Source organism: Arthrobacter sp. PsM3 (assembly GCF_030433895.1).
In the GTDB taxonomy this organism is placed as follows: Bacteria; Actinomycetota; Actinomycetes; order Actinomycetales; family Micrococcaceae; genus Arthrobacter.
In genome coordinates this window covers 1-15,619 of sequence record NZ_JARUXE010000027.1, presented here as the reverse complement: position 1 = coordinate 15,619, position 15,619 = coordinate 1, and the positions used below count along the sequence as shown (strand labels likewise).

Below are 15,619 nucleotides of genomic sequence, written 5' to 3'. Positions count from 1 at the left end.
GGCGTCAACAAGAAAAGCCGCTGCACTGCAGTGGTTGTGGCGCGGGACGGGAGGCAGGGCATGGGCAACGGCAGTCTTTACCGGTCCGCGGGCGGCAATTCCGCACACTCCCAAGTGCCCGGAACATCAAGACCGTCATTCCCGAACCCTGGGACCAGAGCGCCAACCGCAAAACGCAAAGGCGCCCGCGGCGGCCGCCCGTGGACTTCGACGGCGAAGCCTACAAAGGCCGGTCCGTCGTCGAGCAGTCCTGATCTGGCTACGCCAATAAAGTGACACGGCCGACGGCCTAGTCCCCCACCACGATGCGCCCGACGATCAAGCGCATGATCTCGTTGCTGCCCTCCAGGATCTGGTGGACCCGCAGGTCCCGGGCGATCTTCTCCAGTCCGTACTCGGAGAGGTAGCCGTAGCCCCCGTGGAGCTGGATCGCGCTGTTGGCGACGTTGAACCCGGCATCCGTGGCGACCCGTTTGGCCATGGCACAAAGCTTGACGGCGTCGGGCGCCCCGCGGTCCAGCGCGTCCGCTGCCCGCCAGAGCAGCGCCCGGGCGGTGACGAGTTCCGTTTCCATGTCGGCGAGCTGGAACAGCAGGGCCTGCTGGTTGATCAGCGCACCGCCGAACGCCTGCCGATCCTTGAGGTAGGCCACCGATTTATCCAGGGCCGTCTGTCCGCCGCCCAAGGAACAGGCCCCTATATTGATACGGCCGCCATTGAGCCCCTTCATCGCAATCCCGAAACCGCTGCCTTCCTCGCCAAGCCGGTTGGCAACCGGAACCCTGACATTGTCAAAGACCACCTGGCGGGTGGGCTGGGCGTTCCACCCCATCTTCTTCTCGTTCGCCCCGAACGACAGGCCCGGCGAGTCCGCCGGGACGACGATGGCGGTGATGCCGCGGCTTCCGGTGTCGGCCGTGCGGGCCATCACGATGTAGTAGCTGGAGGACCCTGCCCCGGAGATGAACTGCTTGACGCCGTTCAGCACATAGTCTCCGCCGTCACGCACCGCTTTGGTGCTCAGCGCTGCAGCATCGGAGCCGGCACCGGGCTCGGTGAGGCAGTAGCTGCCCAGCGCCCGCATGGATGCCATCTGTGGCACCCACTCTGCGCGTTGTTCATCGTTTCCGAACGAGTCGATCATCCACACCACCATGTTGTGGATGGAGATGTAGGCGGCAATCGTCGGATCGGCCTTGGCCAGTTCTTCGAAGATCAGCACCGCATCACTGCGCGTCAGCCCGGAGCCGCCGAACTGCTCCCGGACGTAAATGCCGCCCATGCCCAGCGCGCCAGCCTCGGCCAGCACGTCCACCGGGAAGTGCTTGGTCTCGTCCCACTTCGCGGCGTGAGGAGCCAGCGCCTCGTTGGCGAAGTCCCGCACCATCTGGACCAGCGCCTGCTGGTCCTCATCATGTTCAAACATGCCCAGTCCTGTCGAAGATGTGGATTGTGACCTCACAATAGTAGGAAGACCTAGTAATTACTAGGTCTTCCTACTTCCTGATGAACCCGACAATTCTGCCGTCGGGTCCCGGACGAAAAGCGCTGAGCCCAGATTGAGTCGAGAGCTGTTCAGGGAACAAAGGCCCGCACGGTGGATTAGCGCGCAGGGCCTTTTCCGCAGTCTTGGCCAACGAAACGACCCCGCACGCGTCTGTGTGCGGGGTCGTTTCGTTTTTCGAAGGGCTCACAGGGAGGACTGCGGACGGGCCGAGGGTCGACGTCCGTCGAGTGTCTGTGGAGACCGGTAACCTCGTGATCATGACTGAAAGCCCGCAACTGGTGAACCGAGCACGCGATTGGATCGCCAGAGCACGTTCATTTCACTACCAGCAGCTCAACAGGCACCGCCGGGTGAGGCGTTTCGGAAAGACCCGCCTGACTTTCACCACTGGCCAGGCCATCACTAACTGGAGCGCCTTTTTTGTTGCCGGGTCGACGGGCTCAGCAGGCTTACCAGACTGGGCTGTCTTGGGTGTTTTGCTTGGGGGCTTCCTGGGAGGCAAGTTCTTGTTTCCCGTCCCGGTCAGCAGTATCGCCAGTCGGAGAGGCCCCGCCGATGTGGTCAGTAAAAGCGCTATGGAACTCGACAGCATGACCCCGGAGGAAATACAGGTTTACGAGAACAATATGGTTCTAAAGCACCGGCTCAAGGACCCCGGAGGGCTGGGGACCGCACAAGCACTTCAGCGCCAGCGAGAGTTGTCCTGTGCAGCGGAGGAGACTGCTGGCGTGGTCACTGGAAGCCTGACCGGGCTGTCATTGGTTGACACTCGGGCCTTCAGCGCCGCTGCTGCACAGCATGAGCGTCTCAAGGGCCGGTGGCTGGCCTATGAGGTTGACCCGCACCTGCAGTTCGACTTTCCGGCGATGTCCGATGCTGCTTTCCCTGCCACCGCGGCCATGATCAGGGCAATGCGGGAAGCCGAGCAGGCAAAATCAGAAGGCCATCCAGCGAATTACCAGTCCGCTGCGGCGGCATTCGGCAAGGCCCTGACGGCAGCCGAGGCTGCCGCCGGAGTTCCCCGGAAGTAGGTCACCGGACTGCCGAATCCCGGTTAGGCGCGCATGCAGCCCCTTGGAGTCATTAATGTCGCCGTCGAGTCAGCTCACTCATCCACGGACTGGCCATTTTCACCCTGCAATCCAGCAGCTCAACACCGGACGGCCACCTCCCGGTCGATATAGGCTGGACGGGACGCCGGCCCCGCCCGGGCCAGCCCGCCAGCCCGCCGACCCGCCCTGGCCGGCCGGAAACGGACGGAAAGGCTTCATCGCCATGAACGAACCTGACTGGGTCCAACACGCCATTTGGTGGCACGTGTATCCCCTCGGCTTCGTCGGCGCGGAGAAGACCGGAACTACGGAACCCGCCGCTGAACACCGCTTGCTGGGCCTTGTCCCGTGGCTCGACTACGCGGTAGAGCTCGGGGCGTCCGGGCTCGCCCTTGGCCCCATCTTCGAATCGGAGACGCACGGCTACGACACCACGGATTACTTTCGGATCGATCCCAGGCTCGGTTCCGAGCAGGACTTCGACACCCTGGTGGCCGAGGCACACCGTCGCGGGTTGCGAATACTCCTCGACGGCGTTTTCAACCACACCGGGCGTTCCTTCGCGCCGTTCCAGGAGGTCCTTGCCCGCGGGCCGGCGGCGGACACCGCCTCCTGGTTCTCGCTGGAGTGGCCCAACGGTGCCGCGGCCGGCGTCGAACCGACGTATCGCGACTTCGAGGGCCACCACCACCTCGTGGCGCTCAACCACGAGGAGCCGGCGGTCGCCGACTTCGTGGTGGACGTCATGGAGCACTGGCTGCGCCGTGGTGCGGACGGTTGGCGACTCGACGCCGCCTATGCCGTGCCGTCGTCGTTCTGGGCCGCAGTGACAGCGCGCGTCCGGTCATCCCATCCGGACGCGTACTTTGTGGGCGAATACATCCATGGCGACTACGCAGCGGAGGTCCGGTCCGGCGGACTCGATTCCGCCACGCAATACGAGCTCTGGAAGGCTGTCTGGAGTTCCCTTAACGACGCGAACTTTTACGAACTCGCAGCCGCCTTCGAACGACACAACGCGCTCCTCGGCTCCTACGCACCGCTCACCTTCATCGGTAACCACGACGTCACGCGCATCGCGAGCAGGCTCACCGATGCAGCGCTCGTGCCGCACGCCGTCGTCGTCCTGCTCACAGTCGGCGGAACGCCGTCCATCTACTACGGCGACGAACAGGGCTACCGGGGCGTCAAGGAGGACAGGGCAGGGGGCGACGACGACGTGAGGCCGCTCTTCCCGTCCGCCCCCGACCAGCTCTCGGCGCTGGGAGGACCCATCTTCGCCGTGCACCAGGAGCTCATCGGGGTGCGGAGACGGAACCCGTGGCTGCACCGAGCAACCACGGAAGTCCTCCAGCTCGCCAACGAGGTGCTTGTGTACAGCGCCGCGCTCGACGGTGATGCGCTCGTGGTCGCCCTGAACCTCTCGCATGAGACCCAGCGGATCAGCTCGGCGGGCGCCGCCTCGCTACTCGCCGGTCAGGCGACACTGGATGTCGGCGCGAACGCTGTCATGGTCCCGCCGCGGGGGTGGGCTGTCCTCGGCTAAGACCGCGACGAGGACAGAACACTCGACTACAGGATCCTATTTAGTCGATCACCAGCGCGATTGGAAGAATGTCGACGTCGGGTCTCGGGCGGAAAAGGCTCGCCCAGATGCACGGGAGTGATTCTCAGAAAACGAGGGCCCCGCATGTTGGATTCAACATGCGGGGCCTTGTTCGTTGACCGCCGAGGACTACGTTGATGCTCACAATGGTTGCTGCTGCGATTCTTGTTGCGGTTCCATCTAAGGTGACCGGGGAATGGAACGACGAACGGAGGAGGACGGACCTAGAAGTCCCAGTCGTCATCCTCAGTATTAACAGCCTTGCCGATCACGTAGGAGGAACCCGACCCGGAGAAGAAGTCGTGGTTCTCGTCAGCGTTCGGCGACAGTGCCGACAGGATTGCCGGGTTCACGTCGGTGACGGAGGCCGGGAACATGGCCTCGTAGCCGAGGTTCATCAGCGCTTTGTTGGCGTTGTAGTGCAGGAACTTCTTGACATCCTCGGCCAGGCCGACGGAGTCGTAGAGATCGTGCGTGTACTGGACTTCGTTCTCGTACAGCTCGAAGAGCAGCTCGAACGTGTAGTCCTTGATTTCCTGCTTGCGCTCCTCGGACAGGCCTTCCAGGCCCTTCTGGAACTTGTAGCCGATGTAGTAGCCGTGCACGGCCTCGTCGCGGATGATCAAGCGGATCAGGTCGGCCGTGTTCGTGAGCTTGGCCCGTGAGGACCAGTACATCGGCAGGTAGAAGCCCGAGTAGAACAGGAAGCTCTCCAGCAGCGTCGAGGCCACCTTGCGCTTCAGTGGATCGTCGCCCTGGTAGTAGTCCATGACGATCTGGGCCTTCTTCTGCAGGTTCACGTTCTCGGTGGACCAGCGGAACGCCTCGTCGATCTCCTTGGTGGAGGCCAGCGTGGAGAAGATGGAGGAATAGCTCTTGGCGTGCACGGACTCCATGAAGGCGATGTTCGTGTAGACAGCCTCTTCATGCGGGGTGATCGCATCCGGAATCAGCGAGACGGCGCCGACGGTGCCCTGGATGGTGTCCAGCAGGGTCAGGCCGGTGAACACGCGCATGGTGAGCTGCTGCTCGTCCGGGGTCAGCGTCGCCCAGGACTGCACGTCATTGGACAGCGGGATCTTCTCCGGCAGCCAGAAGTTGTTGACCAGGCGGTTCCAGACATCCACGTCCTTGTCGTCCTGGATGCGGTTCCAGTTAATGGCTTCAACGTGGCTAAGCAGCTTGACCTTCTCGGTCATGTCATCCCCTAAAAGTTGGGTTGGTTCTCTAGTTAAAGCGTACGACGGCGGGCGGACGCCCGCCGTCGTACTCAAGCAAAATCAACCGATATCGGTTACAGCATGCAACTGACGCAGCCGTCCACCTCAGTCCCTTCCAGCGCGAGCTGGCGGAGACGGATGTAGTAGATGGTCTTGATGCCCTTCTTCCAGGCATAGATCTGGGCCTTGTTGATGTCGCGTGTGGTGGCGGTGTCCTTGAAGAACAGCGTCAGGGACAAGCCCTGATCCACGTGCTGCGTGGCGGCGGCGTAGGTGTCGATGACCTTCTCGTAGCCGATCTCGTACGCGTCCTGGTAGTACTCCAGGTTGTCGTTCGTCAGGTACGGCGCCGGGTAGTACACGCGGCCCAGCTTGCCTTCCTTGCGGATCTCGATCTTGGACGCCACCGGGTGGATCGAGGAGGTGGAGTTGTTGATGTAGGAGATCGAGCCCGTCGGCGGGACGGCCTGCAGGTTCTGGTTGTAGATGCCGTGCTCCATGACGGAGGCCTTCAGCTCGCGCCAGTCATCCTGGGTGGGGATGTGGATGTGCTGGAACAGCTCGGCAACCCTGGCGGTCTGCGGGACCCATTCCCGGTCCGTGTACTTGTCGAAGAACTCGCCCGAGGCGTACTTGGACTTCTCGAAGCCGCCGAAGGTCTGGCCGGTCTGGATGGACAGCCGGTTGGAGGCGCGGACCGCGTGGAACACCACCGAGTAGAAGTAGATGTTGGTGAAGTCGATGCCTTCTTCGGAACCGTAGTGCACCCGCTCGCGGGCCAGGTAGCCGTGCAGGTTCATCTGGCCGAGGCCGATCGCGTGGCTCTGGTCGTTGCCGCGGGCGATCGAGGGCACCGAGGTGATGTTGGACATGTCCGAGACGGCAGAGAGGGACCGGATGGCCGTCTCGATGGTCAGGCCGAAGTCCGGCGAGTCCATGGCCTTGGCGATGTTCAGCGAGCCCAGGTTGCAGGAGATATCCTTGCCGGTCTGGTCGTAGGACAGGTCATCGTGGTACGTGGTGGGCTGGGAGACCTGGAGGATCTCTGAGCACAGGTTGGACATGATGATTTTGCCGTCGATCGGATTTTCCCGGTTCACGGTGTCCTCGAACATGATGTACGGGTAGCCGGATTCGAACTGGATCTCGGCGAGGGTCTGGAAGAACTCGCGCGCCTTGATCTTGGTCTTCTTGATCCGGGAATCGTCCACCATCTCGTAGTACTTCTCGGTGACCGAGACGTCGGAGAACGGCATGCCGTAGACGCGTTCAACGTCGTACGGCGAGAACAGGTACATGTCCTCGTCCTTCTTGGCCAGCTCGAACGTGATGTCCGGGATGACGACGCCGAGCGAGAGGGTCTTGATACGGATCTTCTCGTCCGCGTTCTCACGCTTGGTGTCCAGGAAGCGGTAGATGTCCGGGTGGTGCGCGTGCAGGTACACCGCGCCGGCACCCTGGCGGGCACCGAGCTGGTTGGCGTAGGAGAAGCTGTCCTCGAGGAGCTTCATCACGGGGATGACGCCGGAGGACTGGTTCTCGATCTGCTTGATCGGCGCGCCGACCTCGCGGATGTTGGTCAGCGCGAACGCCACGCCGCCGCCGCGCTTGGACAGCTGCAGGGCGGAGTTGATGGAACGGCCGATCGACTCCATGTTGTCTTCGATGCGGAGCAGGAAGCAGGAAACCAGCTCGCCGCGCTGCTTCTTCCCGGCGTTCAGGAACGTCGGGGTGGCCGGCTGGAAGCGGCCCTCGATGATCTCGTCGACCATCTGGGTGGCGAGCTGCTCGTCGCCGCGGGCCAGGTGCAGGGCCACCATGCAGACGCGGTCCTCGTAGCGCTCCAGGAAGCGCTTTCCGTCGAACGTCTTCAGCGTGTAGGAGGTGTAGAACTTGAACGCGCCAAGGAAGGTCTCGAAGCGGAACTTCTTCTTGTACGCGCGGTTGTAGAGATCGCGGATGAAGTTCATCGTGTACTGGTCGAGGGTCTCGCGCTCGTAGTACTCGTTCTTCACGAGGTAGTCGAGCTTTTCCTCAAGGTCGTGGAAGAACACGGTGTTGTTGTTCACGTGCTGCAGGAAGTACTGGTGCGCCGCCTCGCGGTCCGCCTCGAACTGGATCTCCCCGTTCGGGCCGTAGAGGTTCAGCATGGCGTTGAGCTCGTGGTAGCCCAGGCCCTGGAAGGCAGCCGGCATGACCGGCTTCTCACCGGGGACGGTGTGCTTCTCGACGGCTACTTCTGTTCTTGCGACAGTCGTGTCCAAAATTCTTCCAATCCTTGTTGTACTCGGCTGACGTCTTCCGGCGTCCCCATGAGTTCGAAACGATATAGGTGCGGGACCTGGCATTTCGCGGCGATGATGTCGCCGGCCATGCAGTAGTTGTCCCCAAAGTTCGTGTTGCCCGCCCCGATGACACCCCGGAGCTGTTGCCGGTTGCGCGGATCGTTCAGGAAGCGGATGACCTGCTTCGGAACGGATCCCTCTCCCCCGGTGCCTCCATAGGTGGGAAGCACCAGCACGTAGGGTTCGGTGGCCACGAGCGCGGGTTCCCTCGGATGGAGGGGGATCCGTGCCGCGTCGACGCCCAGCTTCCTGACGAAGCGTGCGGTGTTCTCAGAAGTGGAAGAGAAGTAGATGAGGTGGCTGGTGGTCGTTCGGGCGGCATCTGCCGCCACCGGCGTCCCTGCTGCCAGCGGCGTGTTGGCTGTTGCCAGTGCCATGGGAGTAACTCACCTCATCTGACGTGTATTTCTGCGAAGCGGTTCAGGCTACGGCGTAGGCCTGAGCCAGTTCCTCGATCTTGTCGGGGCGGAAACCGGACCAGTGGTCCTGGTCGGTGACGACAACCGGGGCCTGCATGTAGCCGAGGGCCTTCAGGCGCTCGAGGGCATCCGCATCCTGCGAGATGTCGACGCTCTGGTAGGTGATGCCCTTCTTATCCAGCGCGCGGTATGTCGCGTTGCACTGAACACAGGCCGGCTTCGTGTAAACCGTTACGGTCATGGTCCCTGTCCCCTTTGTTGAAGTCTTTGGTACTGCGAAATGTGTGTTGCTCAGGAGCTGCGGCTGTTGAGCTGAGTCTCTGGTGCCAGTAGTCCGGGCGGGCCGCTCCGGGACAGGAATCCTGATCCGTTACTGGCCTTGCCTGGCGAGCACTGCTGCTCCGCTGGAACTGTATGTCGATACTACATGTAGTGCAAGAGCCCGATGTGGACCCCAAGATGATGTATTACAAGTATGTCATTTAATGCACCGCCAGTCCACAGGCGGGGTGCCTCAAAATGTCCGGATTTCCGCCATTTTGCAGGACGAAATCCACAGGCTGTGGAGTACCTTTGCACAATTAACTCCCCTGCGTGTCGCGTGGTGGACGGCGTGTCGCGGGCGGAACGCACAGGGGTCCGGAGTGCGGTTAAGCACTAGATGTAGTGTCCGGAAACACGCAGAAGGCGGGCACCCAGGGGGTGCCCGCCTTCCACGGCGTGAGACGTCTAACAGCGGCCGCTAGTCGGTCGCCGCGAGGGGACCTGTCATTGAGCGGACCCGTTGCTGGCCTCGCCCACTCGCCGGCGGTCCAGGACGATCTGCTGCACGTCTAGGTACCCGGTCTCGAAACCCGCCCGGGAGTAGCAGAGGTAGAACAGCCACATGCGCTGGAAGATCTCGTCGAAGCCCAGGGCCCGGACGTCGGCGGAGCGGGCCATGAAGCGCTCTTCCCAGAGCCGCAGCGTCTGGGCGTAGTGCTCCCCCATGGCGAGCCGTTCGCGCACGCGCAGTCCGGTCTGCTTCTCGGTGATGTCCTCGATGGCGCGGACGGAGGGAATGACGCCCCCGGGGAAGATGTATTTGTGCACCCAGGTATAGCTGGTGCGGGTGGCCATCAGCCGGTCGTGGGCGATCGTGATGGCCTGGATGGCCACCTTCCCGCCGGGGGCGAGGACGCGTTCGATCGTCTGGAAGTATGTAGCCCAGTATTCGAAGCCCACGGCTTCGATCATCTCGACGGAGACGACGGCGTCGTACTCGCCTTCGACGGCCCGGTAGTCCTTGAGCTCGATCGTGACGGCGTCGGTGTAGCCGGCGTCGGCGATGCGCTTGCGGGCCAGCTCCTGCTGCTCGCTGGAAAGGGTGACGGAGTAGACGGTGGCGCCGCGCTGGGCGGCCCGGAGGGCGAGCTCGCCCCAGCCGGTGCCGATTTCCAGCACCCGGGTGCCCTGGGTGACGCCGGCCTTGTCCAGCAGCCGGTCGATCTTGGCCTGCTGCGCGGCCGGGAAACCGTCCCAGGCGACGGACTTCAGCGCCTCGCCCGATTCCGGGAAGAGCGCACTGGAGTAGGTCATGGTCTCGTCCAGGAACGTGCCAAAGAGCTCGTTGGAGAGGTCGTAATGCCGGGAGATGTTTGAGCGGGTGTTCTGCTCGGTGTTGCGTTCCTTCCGCGGCTGGCGCGGCAGGTAGAACGCCCGGAGCTTCTGCAGCGGCTCGGGCACGAGCGTTCCGACGCTGGCGGCAAAGACCTCCATGACGGCCGTGAGGTTGTCGGCGTCCCAGTCTCCGGCCATAAAGGACTCGCCCAGGCCGATCAGCCCGCCGTCGCCGAGCCGGGCAGCGAAGGCCTCGGGACGGTTCATGGTCATGACCGGGTACGTCACGCCGGGTGTGGCGGCCTTGCCCAGGACGGTGCCGTCCGGGTAGCGGACCTCGAGCGGCAGCCGGCGGACCGCGGCTTTGAAGATGGCGTCCGCGGCCCGGCCGGCCACCCGGGCTTTGAGGCTCGCCGGGACGGTGGCGATGCTGGGCCAGATGGCGGCGTCGACCACTGCGGGCGGCTGCGGGACGGTGTAGGGGGCTGCGGCCTCATTGGCCCGGCGCGCGGCGGCGCCTGATCCGGTCGCTTCGGTCATGGTCACTGAACTGCCTCCTGTGAAGAGTGGTGTGGTCGTTTGATGATGGGCAGCCGGCGGGCCCAGAGCTTGATTCCCTGCCAGCGGATCTGCGCGGAGACGCGCAGCGGTGCCAGCGGGACCGCGAGCGCCGTGGCGAGGATGTTCCGCACGCTGGCCTCGTGGCGTTCGCCGTCCATGCTGGCGATAAAGGGCTGCTGCCCCTCGCGTTCCAGGACGATCGAGACGGCGAGCCGGTCGGCCGGTTCCGGCAGTTTCATCCGGTACTGGCCCTCGACGTCGTTGAACGGTGAGACGTAGAACGCCTTCGGCACGCTGGCCCGGCCGGCGGCGTCGGTTTCGAGGAGGTAGCAGTGCCGTTCCCCGTAGGTGTTGTGCACCTCGGCGAGGACGCAGCGCAGCTCCCCGGCGGCGTCGTGGCACCAGAACAGGCTGAGCGGGTTAAAGACGTGCCCGAAGACCCGGGCGCTGGCCAGCATGGTGATCCGGCCGCCGTCGAGGTCTATCCCCCGGGTGGCCAGGAACGCCTCCACGTTGCCGCGGAGCGTGCCGCCGGGGTCGCCCAGGTGGTCGGCCACGCGGAAGCCGGCGAGCGGACGGAGCAGGCGGGGCAGCGCGGGGAGCCGGTCGACGTCGACATACCAGCTGTAGCTGCGGTAGGTGAAGGCGTTCTTCAGCGGGGTGCGCCGCACGTGCGCGATGGAGGTGCGGTAGATGGCAGCGGTGGCGTTCATGAGCCCTCCGCGGAGACGCTCTGCAGGTCCGGGTCGACGGCGACGGCGCGGTACTCCTCGTTCAGGGCGACGGCGGGATCGTCCCAGCTGCGTCCGAGCCGTTCCGCGGCCTTCACCCCGGAGAGGGCGCCGTCCTCGTGGAAACCCCAGCCATGGTAGGCGCCGGCGAAAGCCAGCCGGTCATCGCCGAGTTCAAGGATCCGCTGCTGCGCCCGGAGGGATTCGGGGGTGTATTGCGGGTGCTCGTAGACCATGCGCTCCAGCACGGCGTGGTCAGCGATCAGCTCGGATTCGCCCAGGCTGACGATGTAGCGCCCGCCGTCGGCGGGGTCGAGGCGCTGCAGCCGGGTCATGTCGTAGCTGACCAGGACCTTGTCCGGCCGGGCGTCGCAGGAGGGCAGCCGGTAGTTCCAGGACGCCTTGGCGTTGTCACTGGACGGCAGCACGGCGTCATCGCGGTGGAAGACGGTGTGGTTGACCGAGTACGGCATCCCGCCGAGCGCGGCCTGCTCTGCGGGTGAGGCGTCGGTGAGCATGCCCAGCGCCTGGGCCGGGTGGGTGGCGATCACGACGGCGTCGAACGTCTCGGTGGTCAGCGTTCCGGTACCGGTCACAACAGTCAGTTCCACCCCCTCCGCGTGGCGGCGCACTCCGGTGACCGGGCTGGCGGTCCGGATTTCCGGCAGCGTGGCGGCAATCTTGTCCACGTAGCTGCGCGAGCCGCCGGTGACGGTGCGCCACTGCGGTGAGCCCGAGACGCCGAGCAGGCCGTGGTGGCCCAGGAAGGTGAAGAGGTAGCGGGCCGGGTAGGCCAGCGCCGTGGTGGGGTCGCAGGACCAGACGGCACTGACGATGGGTGTCATGAAGTGCGAGATGAAGTAGCCGCTGAACTTTTCCCGGGCCAGGAATTCGCCCAGGGTCAGCTCCGGTTCGTTTGAGGGAGGCGTCTCGGCGAGCAGGGCGCGGGCCCGGCGGTAGAAGCGCATCACCTCAAGCAGCATCAGCAGGTACCTGCCGCGCAGCAGGGTGGAAGGGCGGGGCAGGATGCCGCGGCCCCTGGCCCGGGCGCCGGCGTACTCCAGGCCGCAGCCGTCGCAGCGGACGGACATGCTCATTTCCGAGTCCTGGGTTTCGACGCCCAGTTCCGCGAAGAGCCGCAGCAGCGTGGGATAGGTCCGTTCATTGTGGACGATGAAGCCGGTGTCGATGCCGAGCACCGGACCGCCGGCCTGCGGCACGTCGTGGGTGTGGGCGTGGCCGCCGAGCCGCGGGTCGGCTTCGAACAGCGTCACGGTGTCCTGCCGGTTCAGGACATACGCGGCGGTCAGACCCGCCACCCCGCTGCCGATCACGGCTACGCGCCGGCCCTGTGGGATCCCTGCTGCATCTGACACTGATCTGCTCCTGTTGGCTTCGCCTGATCGTCCTGGTAAATCGTCTTACGGGCAATTCGTCGCCGAGGGGCTGCTGGATGTGTGCGACTTCCAAACTTTTCTGTCCCTGCCAATGTGCCAGAATGAAGCGGGATTGCGGTCCCGCCTCACCGGAACCAGGCGAAGGGCACCCCCATGATTAACCCCGTCCATCTGCGGACCCTTGTCGAAGTCACCCGGCTGGGCTCCTTCGCGGCGGCCGCCACCCGGCTCGGCTACACGGCGTCGGCGGTATCCCAACAGATGTCCGCGCTGGAACGGGACACCGGCGTCGAGCTGTTCCAGCGTTCCGCCCGCAGTATCCAGCCCACCGAAGCCGCCCTGGTCATGACCCGGCACGCGGCCAAGGTCCTCACAGACATCGAGGCGCTGATGGCGGCGGCCTCCCGCACCGCGGACACCACCCGGCAGGAACTCCGGCTGGGCATCTTCCCCAGCCTGGCCACCTATGTGCTGCCGCGGATCCTGGCGAACCCGGCCTGGAAGAAGCTCGGCATCGATCTGCGGGTGTCCGTGGCGGAGCCCGCCCAGACCATCCAGGGCCTGCGCACCGGCGGCGAACTCGACGTCGCCCTGGTGTACCAGGTGGGGCAGTCCGGCCTCGCCTGGCCGCATACCGTGAACCGGCAGTGGATCGGCGACGACGACTTCCGGGTGGTGCTGCCCGCCGCCTGGGGCATCGGCACGGATTCCAAGGTCGCCGCGGACCACCTCTCCGACATGCCGTGGATTGTGCACCACCCGGGCACGTCCGACGCAACCGTGATCGAGCGGCTCTTTGCCAGCTGCAACCTGCACCCCCGGGTGGTGGCCTACAGCGATGACTTCCACGCGAGCCTTGAGATGGCCGCGGCCGGGCTGGGCGCGGCGCTGGTTCCCGAGCTGGCCCTGCTGCACCGCCCGGCCGGGGTGGTGGTGCTGGACGTTCCCGAGATCCGGCTGGCCCGCAACGTCTTTGCCCTGCTGATCAATGAGAAACAGACCGCGCAGGTCCAGCTCTTCGTCGAACTGCTGGCCGACACCTTCAACTCCCCGGCCTTGAAGCCCGCACCGAACCCGTCCGTCCCGCGGAAGGGCTGAGTCAGCGCTTCCGGAGGAGCTTCCCGAGGCGCTTCCCGAGGCCCGGCCCTGCCCCGGCGAGTGCGCTGATAATCCGGTGCTTGGTCCTGGTGTACGGCGGGTAGATCAGTTTCAGTGTGTCCGGCCGCAACGGCTTGGCCAGCATGGCCCGCTCGTGCGAGAACGTCCGCAGCGAGTGCTCGCCGTGATACGCCCCCATCCCGCTGCCGCCGACCCCGCCGAACGGCAGGCCCGGGACCGAGAGATGCGCCGCCGGGACGTCGAAGCAGAGCGCCCCCGAGGAGGTCCGCTCCGCGAACGCCCGGCGGGTGCCGGCGTCGTTGCTGAACACGTACAGCGCCAGCGGCTTGGCGCGGCCGTTGATGAAACGGATGGCCTCCTCGCGCCCGGCCACCGGGACCAGCGGAAGCAGCGGCCCGAAGATCTCCTCCCCCATGACGGCGTCCCCGGGCGCGGGCCGGAGCAGGGTCGGGGCGAAGTGGCGGCTGGCGGCGTTCCGTTCGCCGCCGTGGACCACGGTGCTGCCGTCGGCGAGGGCGGCGATCCGGGCGAAGTGCCGGTCGTCGACGATCCGGCCGTAGGACCCGCTTGCGGAGGAGTCCGGGCCGAAGAGTGCTCCGATCGCCTTGACGAGTTCGCGCTCCAGCGGAACCAGCACCTCCTCGGTGGCCAGAATGTAGTCGGGCGCCACGCAGGTCTGCCCGGCGTTCAGGAACCGGCCCCACGCGAGCCGCTTGGCCGCCTTGGCCAGGTCCGTGGAGGAGTCCACGTAGGCCGGGGACTTGCCGCCCAGTTCCAGGGTCACCGGCGTCAGGTTCTCCGCCGCGGCGCGCAGCACCACCTTTGCGGCGGCTTCCCCTCCGGTGAAGAAGATGTGGTCGAAGGGCATCGCCAGCAGGGCGGCGGTTTCCGGGATGCCGCCCTCGACCACCTCCGCCGCGCCGGCCAGGTACACCGGGATCCAGCGGGCCAGGGCCGCCGAGGTCGCGGGGGCGTGTTCGCTCGGCTTGAGCACCACGGTGTTGCCGGCGGCGAGGGCGCCGGCCAGCGGGGCCAGCAGCAGCTGCAGCGGGTAGTTCCACGGGCCGATCACCAGCACGACGCCCAGCGGGGTCAGCTCGGTCCAGGCCCTGGCCGGCTGGACCGCCAGCGGCACGGGCACGCGGCGCGGCCGCAGCCATGCCTCCAGGTGCTTTTCCAGGTGCCCGGTTTCGGCTGTGACAAATCCTATTTCCGTCAGCAGGGCCTCGGTGCCGTGCTTGCCCAGATCGCTGCCCAGTGCGTCGGCAAACTCCGTGCGGCGCTCGGCCAGCATCCGCCGCAGGCTGGCCAGTTGCTCCAGCCGCCAGGCCAGCGGACGGGTGGCCCCGGTGTCGAAAAGTTCACGGGCGCGGGCGACGGCGGGGGCAACGTTTTGCATCCGCTCAATGTACCGGCACCGCGAGTCCGGAGGGGTGCGGTAGCGGATAAAACCTTGGGAATGCTGGAATGGAGCGGTTTTGAGGACTATGTTGAAGGTATGAACAAGGTAGCGAGCAAGCACTTCGGAGAGGTCGAGCTCAACCACGGAAGGGACCACAATTTCACCGCCAAGCATGAACTGGCGGGCCAGACCGTGGAGCTTGACCTGAATGTCAACGCGCATGACCACTTCGACGAAGCGGCCCTGCACAAGGTTGACTACCGGCTGCGCTTCCTCCCTGAACTTGTGGACCAGGTCCGCGAAATGATCGCCGAGGAGCTTGAGCAGGACGGCACCAGCCCGCAGGAGTACCGGCACTTCCACTGCAGCGCGATCAAGGACGAGCACCTCAAGGCGGTCTTCGGTGTCGAGGACAAGGACCAGCTCACCGACGCGGTCTTCCTCAAGGCGCTGAAGCTGGGCCATGTGGGCATCTTCCCCGGCCAGCCGGAACGCTACTTCGTGCTGGACTTCACGCTGGGCAAGCACTTCACCGACGAGGTCCTGGTGGCCTCCGCGGACGAGGACGGCGTCGTGGACGACGAGATCCTCTGGGAATCCTGAAACGTACGACGGCGGCCGGCCACCTGTGACTGTCTCATATACACAAATCCGAGCCCAC

13 protein-coding genes are annotated in these 15,619 nt (G+C 65.1%); 4 read left to right on the top strand and 9 right to left on the bottom strand.

Annotation, left to right across the window (positions count from 1 at the left end):
• Window positions 1-289 precede the first annotated feature (289 nt).
• Complete coding sequence (locus tag QCD75_RS14710; RefSeq protein ID WP_301229848.1) at window positions 290-1,426, bottom strand: acyl-CoA dehydrogenase family protein; 1,137 nt, start codon at window positions 1,424-1,426, stop codon at window positions 290-292.
• Window positions 1,427-1,764: 338 nt separating this feature from the next.
• Between QCD75_RS14710 and QCD75_RS14705 the strand changes: the two genes are divergently transcribed.
• Together QCD75_RS14705 and QCD75_RS14700 are read left to right on the top strand one after the other, a co-directional pair.
• A complete protein-coding gene (locus tag QCD75_RS14705) occupies window positions 1,765-2,538 on the top strand; it encodes a hypothetical protein (RefSeq protein WP_301229846.1) in 774 nt (257 codons plus the stop codon).
• 244 nt (window positions 2,539-2,782) lie between these two features.
• Window positions 2,783-4,105 carry an alpha-amylase family glycosyl hydrolase gene (locus tag QCD75_RS14700; protein ID WP_301229844.1) on the top strand — a complete coding sequence of 441 codons (1,323 nt, stop codon included), beginning with the start codon at window positions 2,783-2,785 and terminating at the stop codon, window positions 4,103-4,105.
• A 284-nt stretch (window positions 4,106-4,389) separates the two neighbouring features.
• Here QCD75_RS14700 and nrdF read toward each other — a convergent pair whose 3' ends face one another.
• From nrdF to QCD75_RS14665, 7 genes are all read right to left on the bottom strand, one after another.
• Window positions 4,390-5,364, bottom strand: a complete 975-nt coding sequence (gene nrdF, locus QCD75_RS14695) for a class 1b ribonucleoside-diphosphate reductase subunit beta (RefSeq protein WP_024368367.1) — start codon at window positions 5,362-5,364, stop codon at window positions 4,390-4,392.
• Window positions 5,365-5,459: 95 nt separating this feature from the next.
• Window positions 5,460-7,580, bottom strand: a complete 2,121-nt coding sequence (nrdE, locus tag QCD75_RS14690; RefSeq protein ID WP_301229952.1) for a class 1b ribonucleoside-diphosphate reductase subunit alpha — start codon at window positions 7,578-7,580, stop codon at window positions 5,460-5,462.
• 38 nt (window positions 7,581-7,618) lie between these two features.
• Entirely contained in the window at window positions 7,619-8,107 is a 489-nt protein-coding gene (gene nrdI, locus QCD75_RS14685; RefSeq protein ID WP_301229838.1) for a class Ib ribonucleoside-diphosphate reductase assembly flavoprotein NrdI, read from the bottom strand.
• 43 nt (window positions 8,108-8,150) lie between these two features.
• Window positions 8,151-8,390, bottom strand: a complete 240-nt coding sequence (gene nrdH, locus QCD75_RS14680) for a glutaredoxin-like protein NrdH (RefSeq protein WP_226759717.1) — start codon at window positions 8,388-8,390, stop codon at window positions 8,151-8,153.
• Between the two features lie 527 nt (window positions 8,391-8,917).
• Window positions 8,918-10,288 (bottom strand): class I SAM-dependent methyltransferase, encoded by a 1,371-nt coding sequence (locus QCD75_RS14675; protein ID WP_441005494.1) that lies wholly within the window; start codon window positions 10,286-10,288, stop codon window positions 8,918-8,920.
• Window positions 10,289-10,290: 2 nt separating this feature from the next.
• Window positions 10,291-11,022 carry a DUF1365 domain-containing protein gene (locus QCD75_RS14670; protein WP_301229833.1) on the bottom strand — a complete coding sequence of 244 codons (732 nt, stop codon included), beginning with the start codon at window positions 11,020-11,022 and terminating at the stop codon, window positions 10,291-10,293.
• Window positions 11,019-12,416, bottom strand: a complete 1,398-nt coding sequence (locus tag QCD75_RS14665; RefSeq protein WP_301229831.1) for an NAD(P)/FAD-dependent oxidoreductase — start codon at window positions 12,414-12,416, stop codon at window positions 11,019-11,021. Before QCD75_RS14665 ends, QCD75_RS14670 begins: the two co-directional genes overlap by 4 nt.
• A gap of 174 nt (window positions 12,417-12,590) precedes the next feature.
• On the opposite strand from QCD75_RS14665, the gene QCD75_RS14660 reads away from it, so the two are divergent.
• The gene (locus tag QCD75_RS14660; RefSeq protein ID WP_301229829.1) at window positions 12,591-13,535 is read left to right on the top strand and encodes a LysR family transcriptional regulator; all 945 of its coding nucleotides are present in this window, start codon (window positions 12,591-12,593) and stop codon (window positions 13,533-13,535) included.
• A gap of 1 nt (window position 13,536) precedes the next feature.
• On the opposite strand, the gene QCD75_RS14655 is transcribed toward QCD75_RS14660, so the two are convergent.
• Window positions 13,537-14,955 (bottom strand): aldehyde dehydrogenase family protein, encoded by a 1,419-nt coding sequence (locus tag QCD75_RS14655; protein WP_301229827.1) that lies wholly within the window; start codon window positions 14,953-14,955, stop codon window positions 13,537-13,539.
• 99 nt (window positions 14,956-15,054) lie between these two features.
• Here QCD75_RS14655 and QCD75_RS14650 point away from each other — a divergent pair, with 99 nt between their 5' ends.
• Window positions 15,055-15,561: a DUF2004 domain-containing protein gene (locus QCD75_RS14650; RefSeq protein ID WP_226759710.1), complete on the top strand. Its 507-nt coding sequence runs from the start codon at window positions 15,055-15,057 to the stop codon at window positions 15,559-15,561.
• Window positions 15,562-15,619 lie beyond the last annotated feature (58 nt).

Bases quoted from the DNA above. Each gene is read 5' to 3' on its own strand.
- QCD75_RS14710 (WP_301229848.1), bottom strand. From the start codon at position 1,426: ATGTTTGAACATGATGAGGACCAGCAGGCGCTGGTCCAGATGGTGCGG.
- QCD75_RS14705 (WP_301229846.1), top strand. From the start codon at position 1,765: ATGACTGAAAGCCCGCAACTGGTGAACCGAGCACGCGATTGGATCGCC.
- QCD75_RS14700 (WP_301229844.1), top strand. From the start codon at position 2,783: ATGAACGAACCTGACTGGGTCCAACACGCCATTTGGTGGCACGTGTAT.
- nrdF (WP_024368367.1), bottom strand. From the start codon at position 5,364: ATGACCGAGAAGGTCAAGCTGCTTAGCCACGTTGAAGCCATTAACTGG.
- nrdE (WP_301229952.1), bottom strand. From the start codon at position 7,580: ATGCCGGCTGCCTTCCAGGGCCTGGGCTACCACGAGCTCAACGCCATG.
- nrdI (WP_301229838.1), bottom strand. From the start codon at position 8,107: ATGGCACTGGCAACAGCCAACACGCCGCTGGCAGCAGGGACGCCGGTG.
- nrdH (WP_226759717.1), bottom strand. From the start codon at position 8,390: ATGACCGTAACGGTTTACACGAAGCCGGCCTGTGTTCAGTGCAACGCG.
- QCD75_RS14675 (WP_441005494.1), bottom strand. From the start codon at position 10,288: ATGACCGAAGCGACCGGATCAGGCGCCGCCGCGCGCCGGGCCAATGAG.
- QCD75_RS14670 (WP_301229833.1), bottom strand. From the start codon at position 11,022: ATGAACGCCACCGCTGCCATCTACCGCACCTCCATCGCGCACGTGCGG.
- QCD75_RS14660 (WP_301229829.1), top strand. From the start codon at position 12,591: ATGATTAACCCCGTCCATCTGCGGACCCTTGTCGAAGTCACCCGGCTG.
- QCD75_RS14655 (WP_301229827.1), bottom strand. From the start codon at position 14,955: ATGCAAAACGTTGCCCCCGCCGTCGCCCGCGCCCGTGAACTTTTCGAC.
- QCD75_RS14650 (WP_226759710.1), top strand. From the start codon at position 15,055: ATGAACAAGGTAGCGAGCAAGCACTTCGGAGAGGTCGAGCTCAACCAC.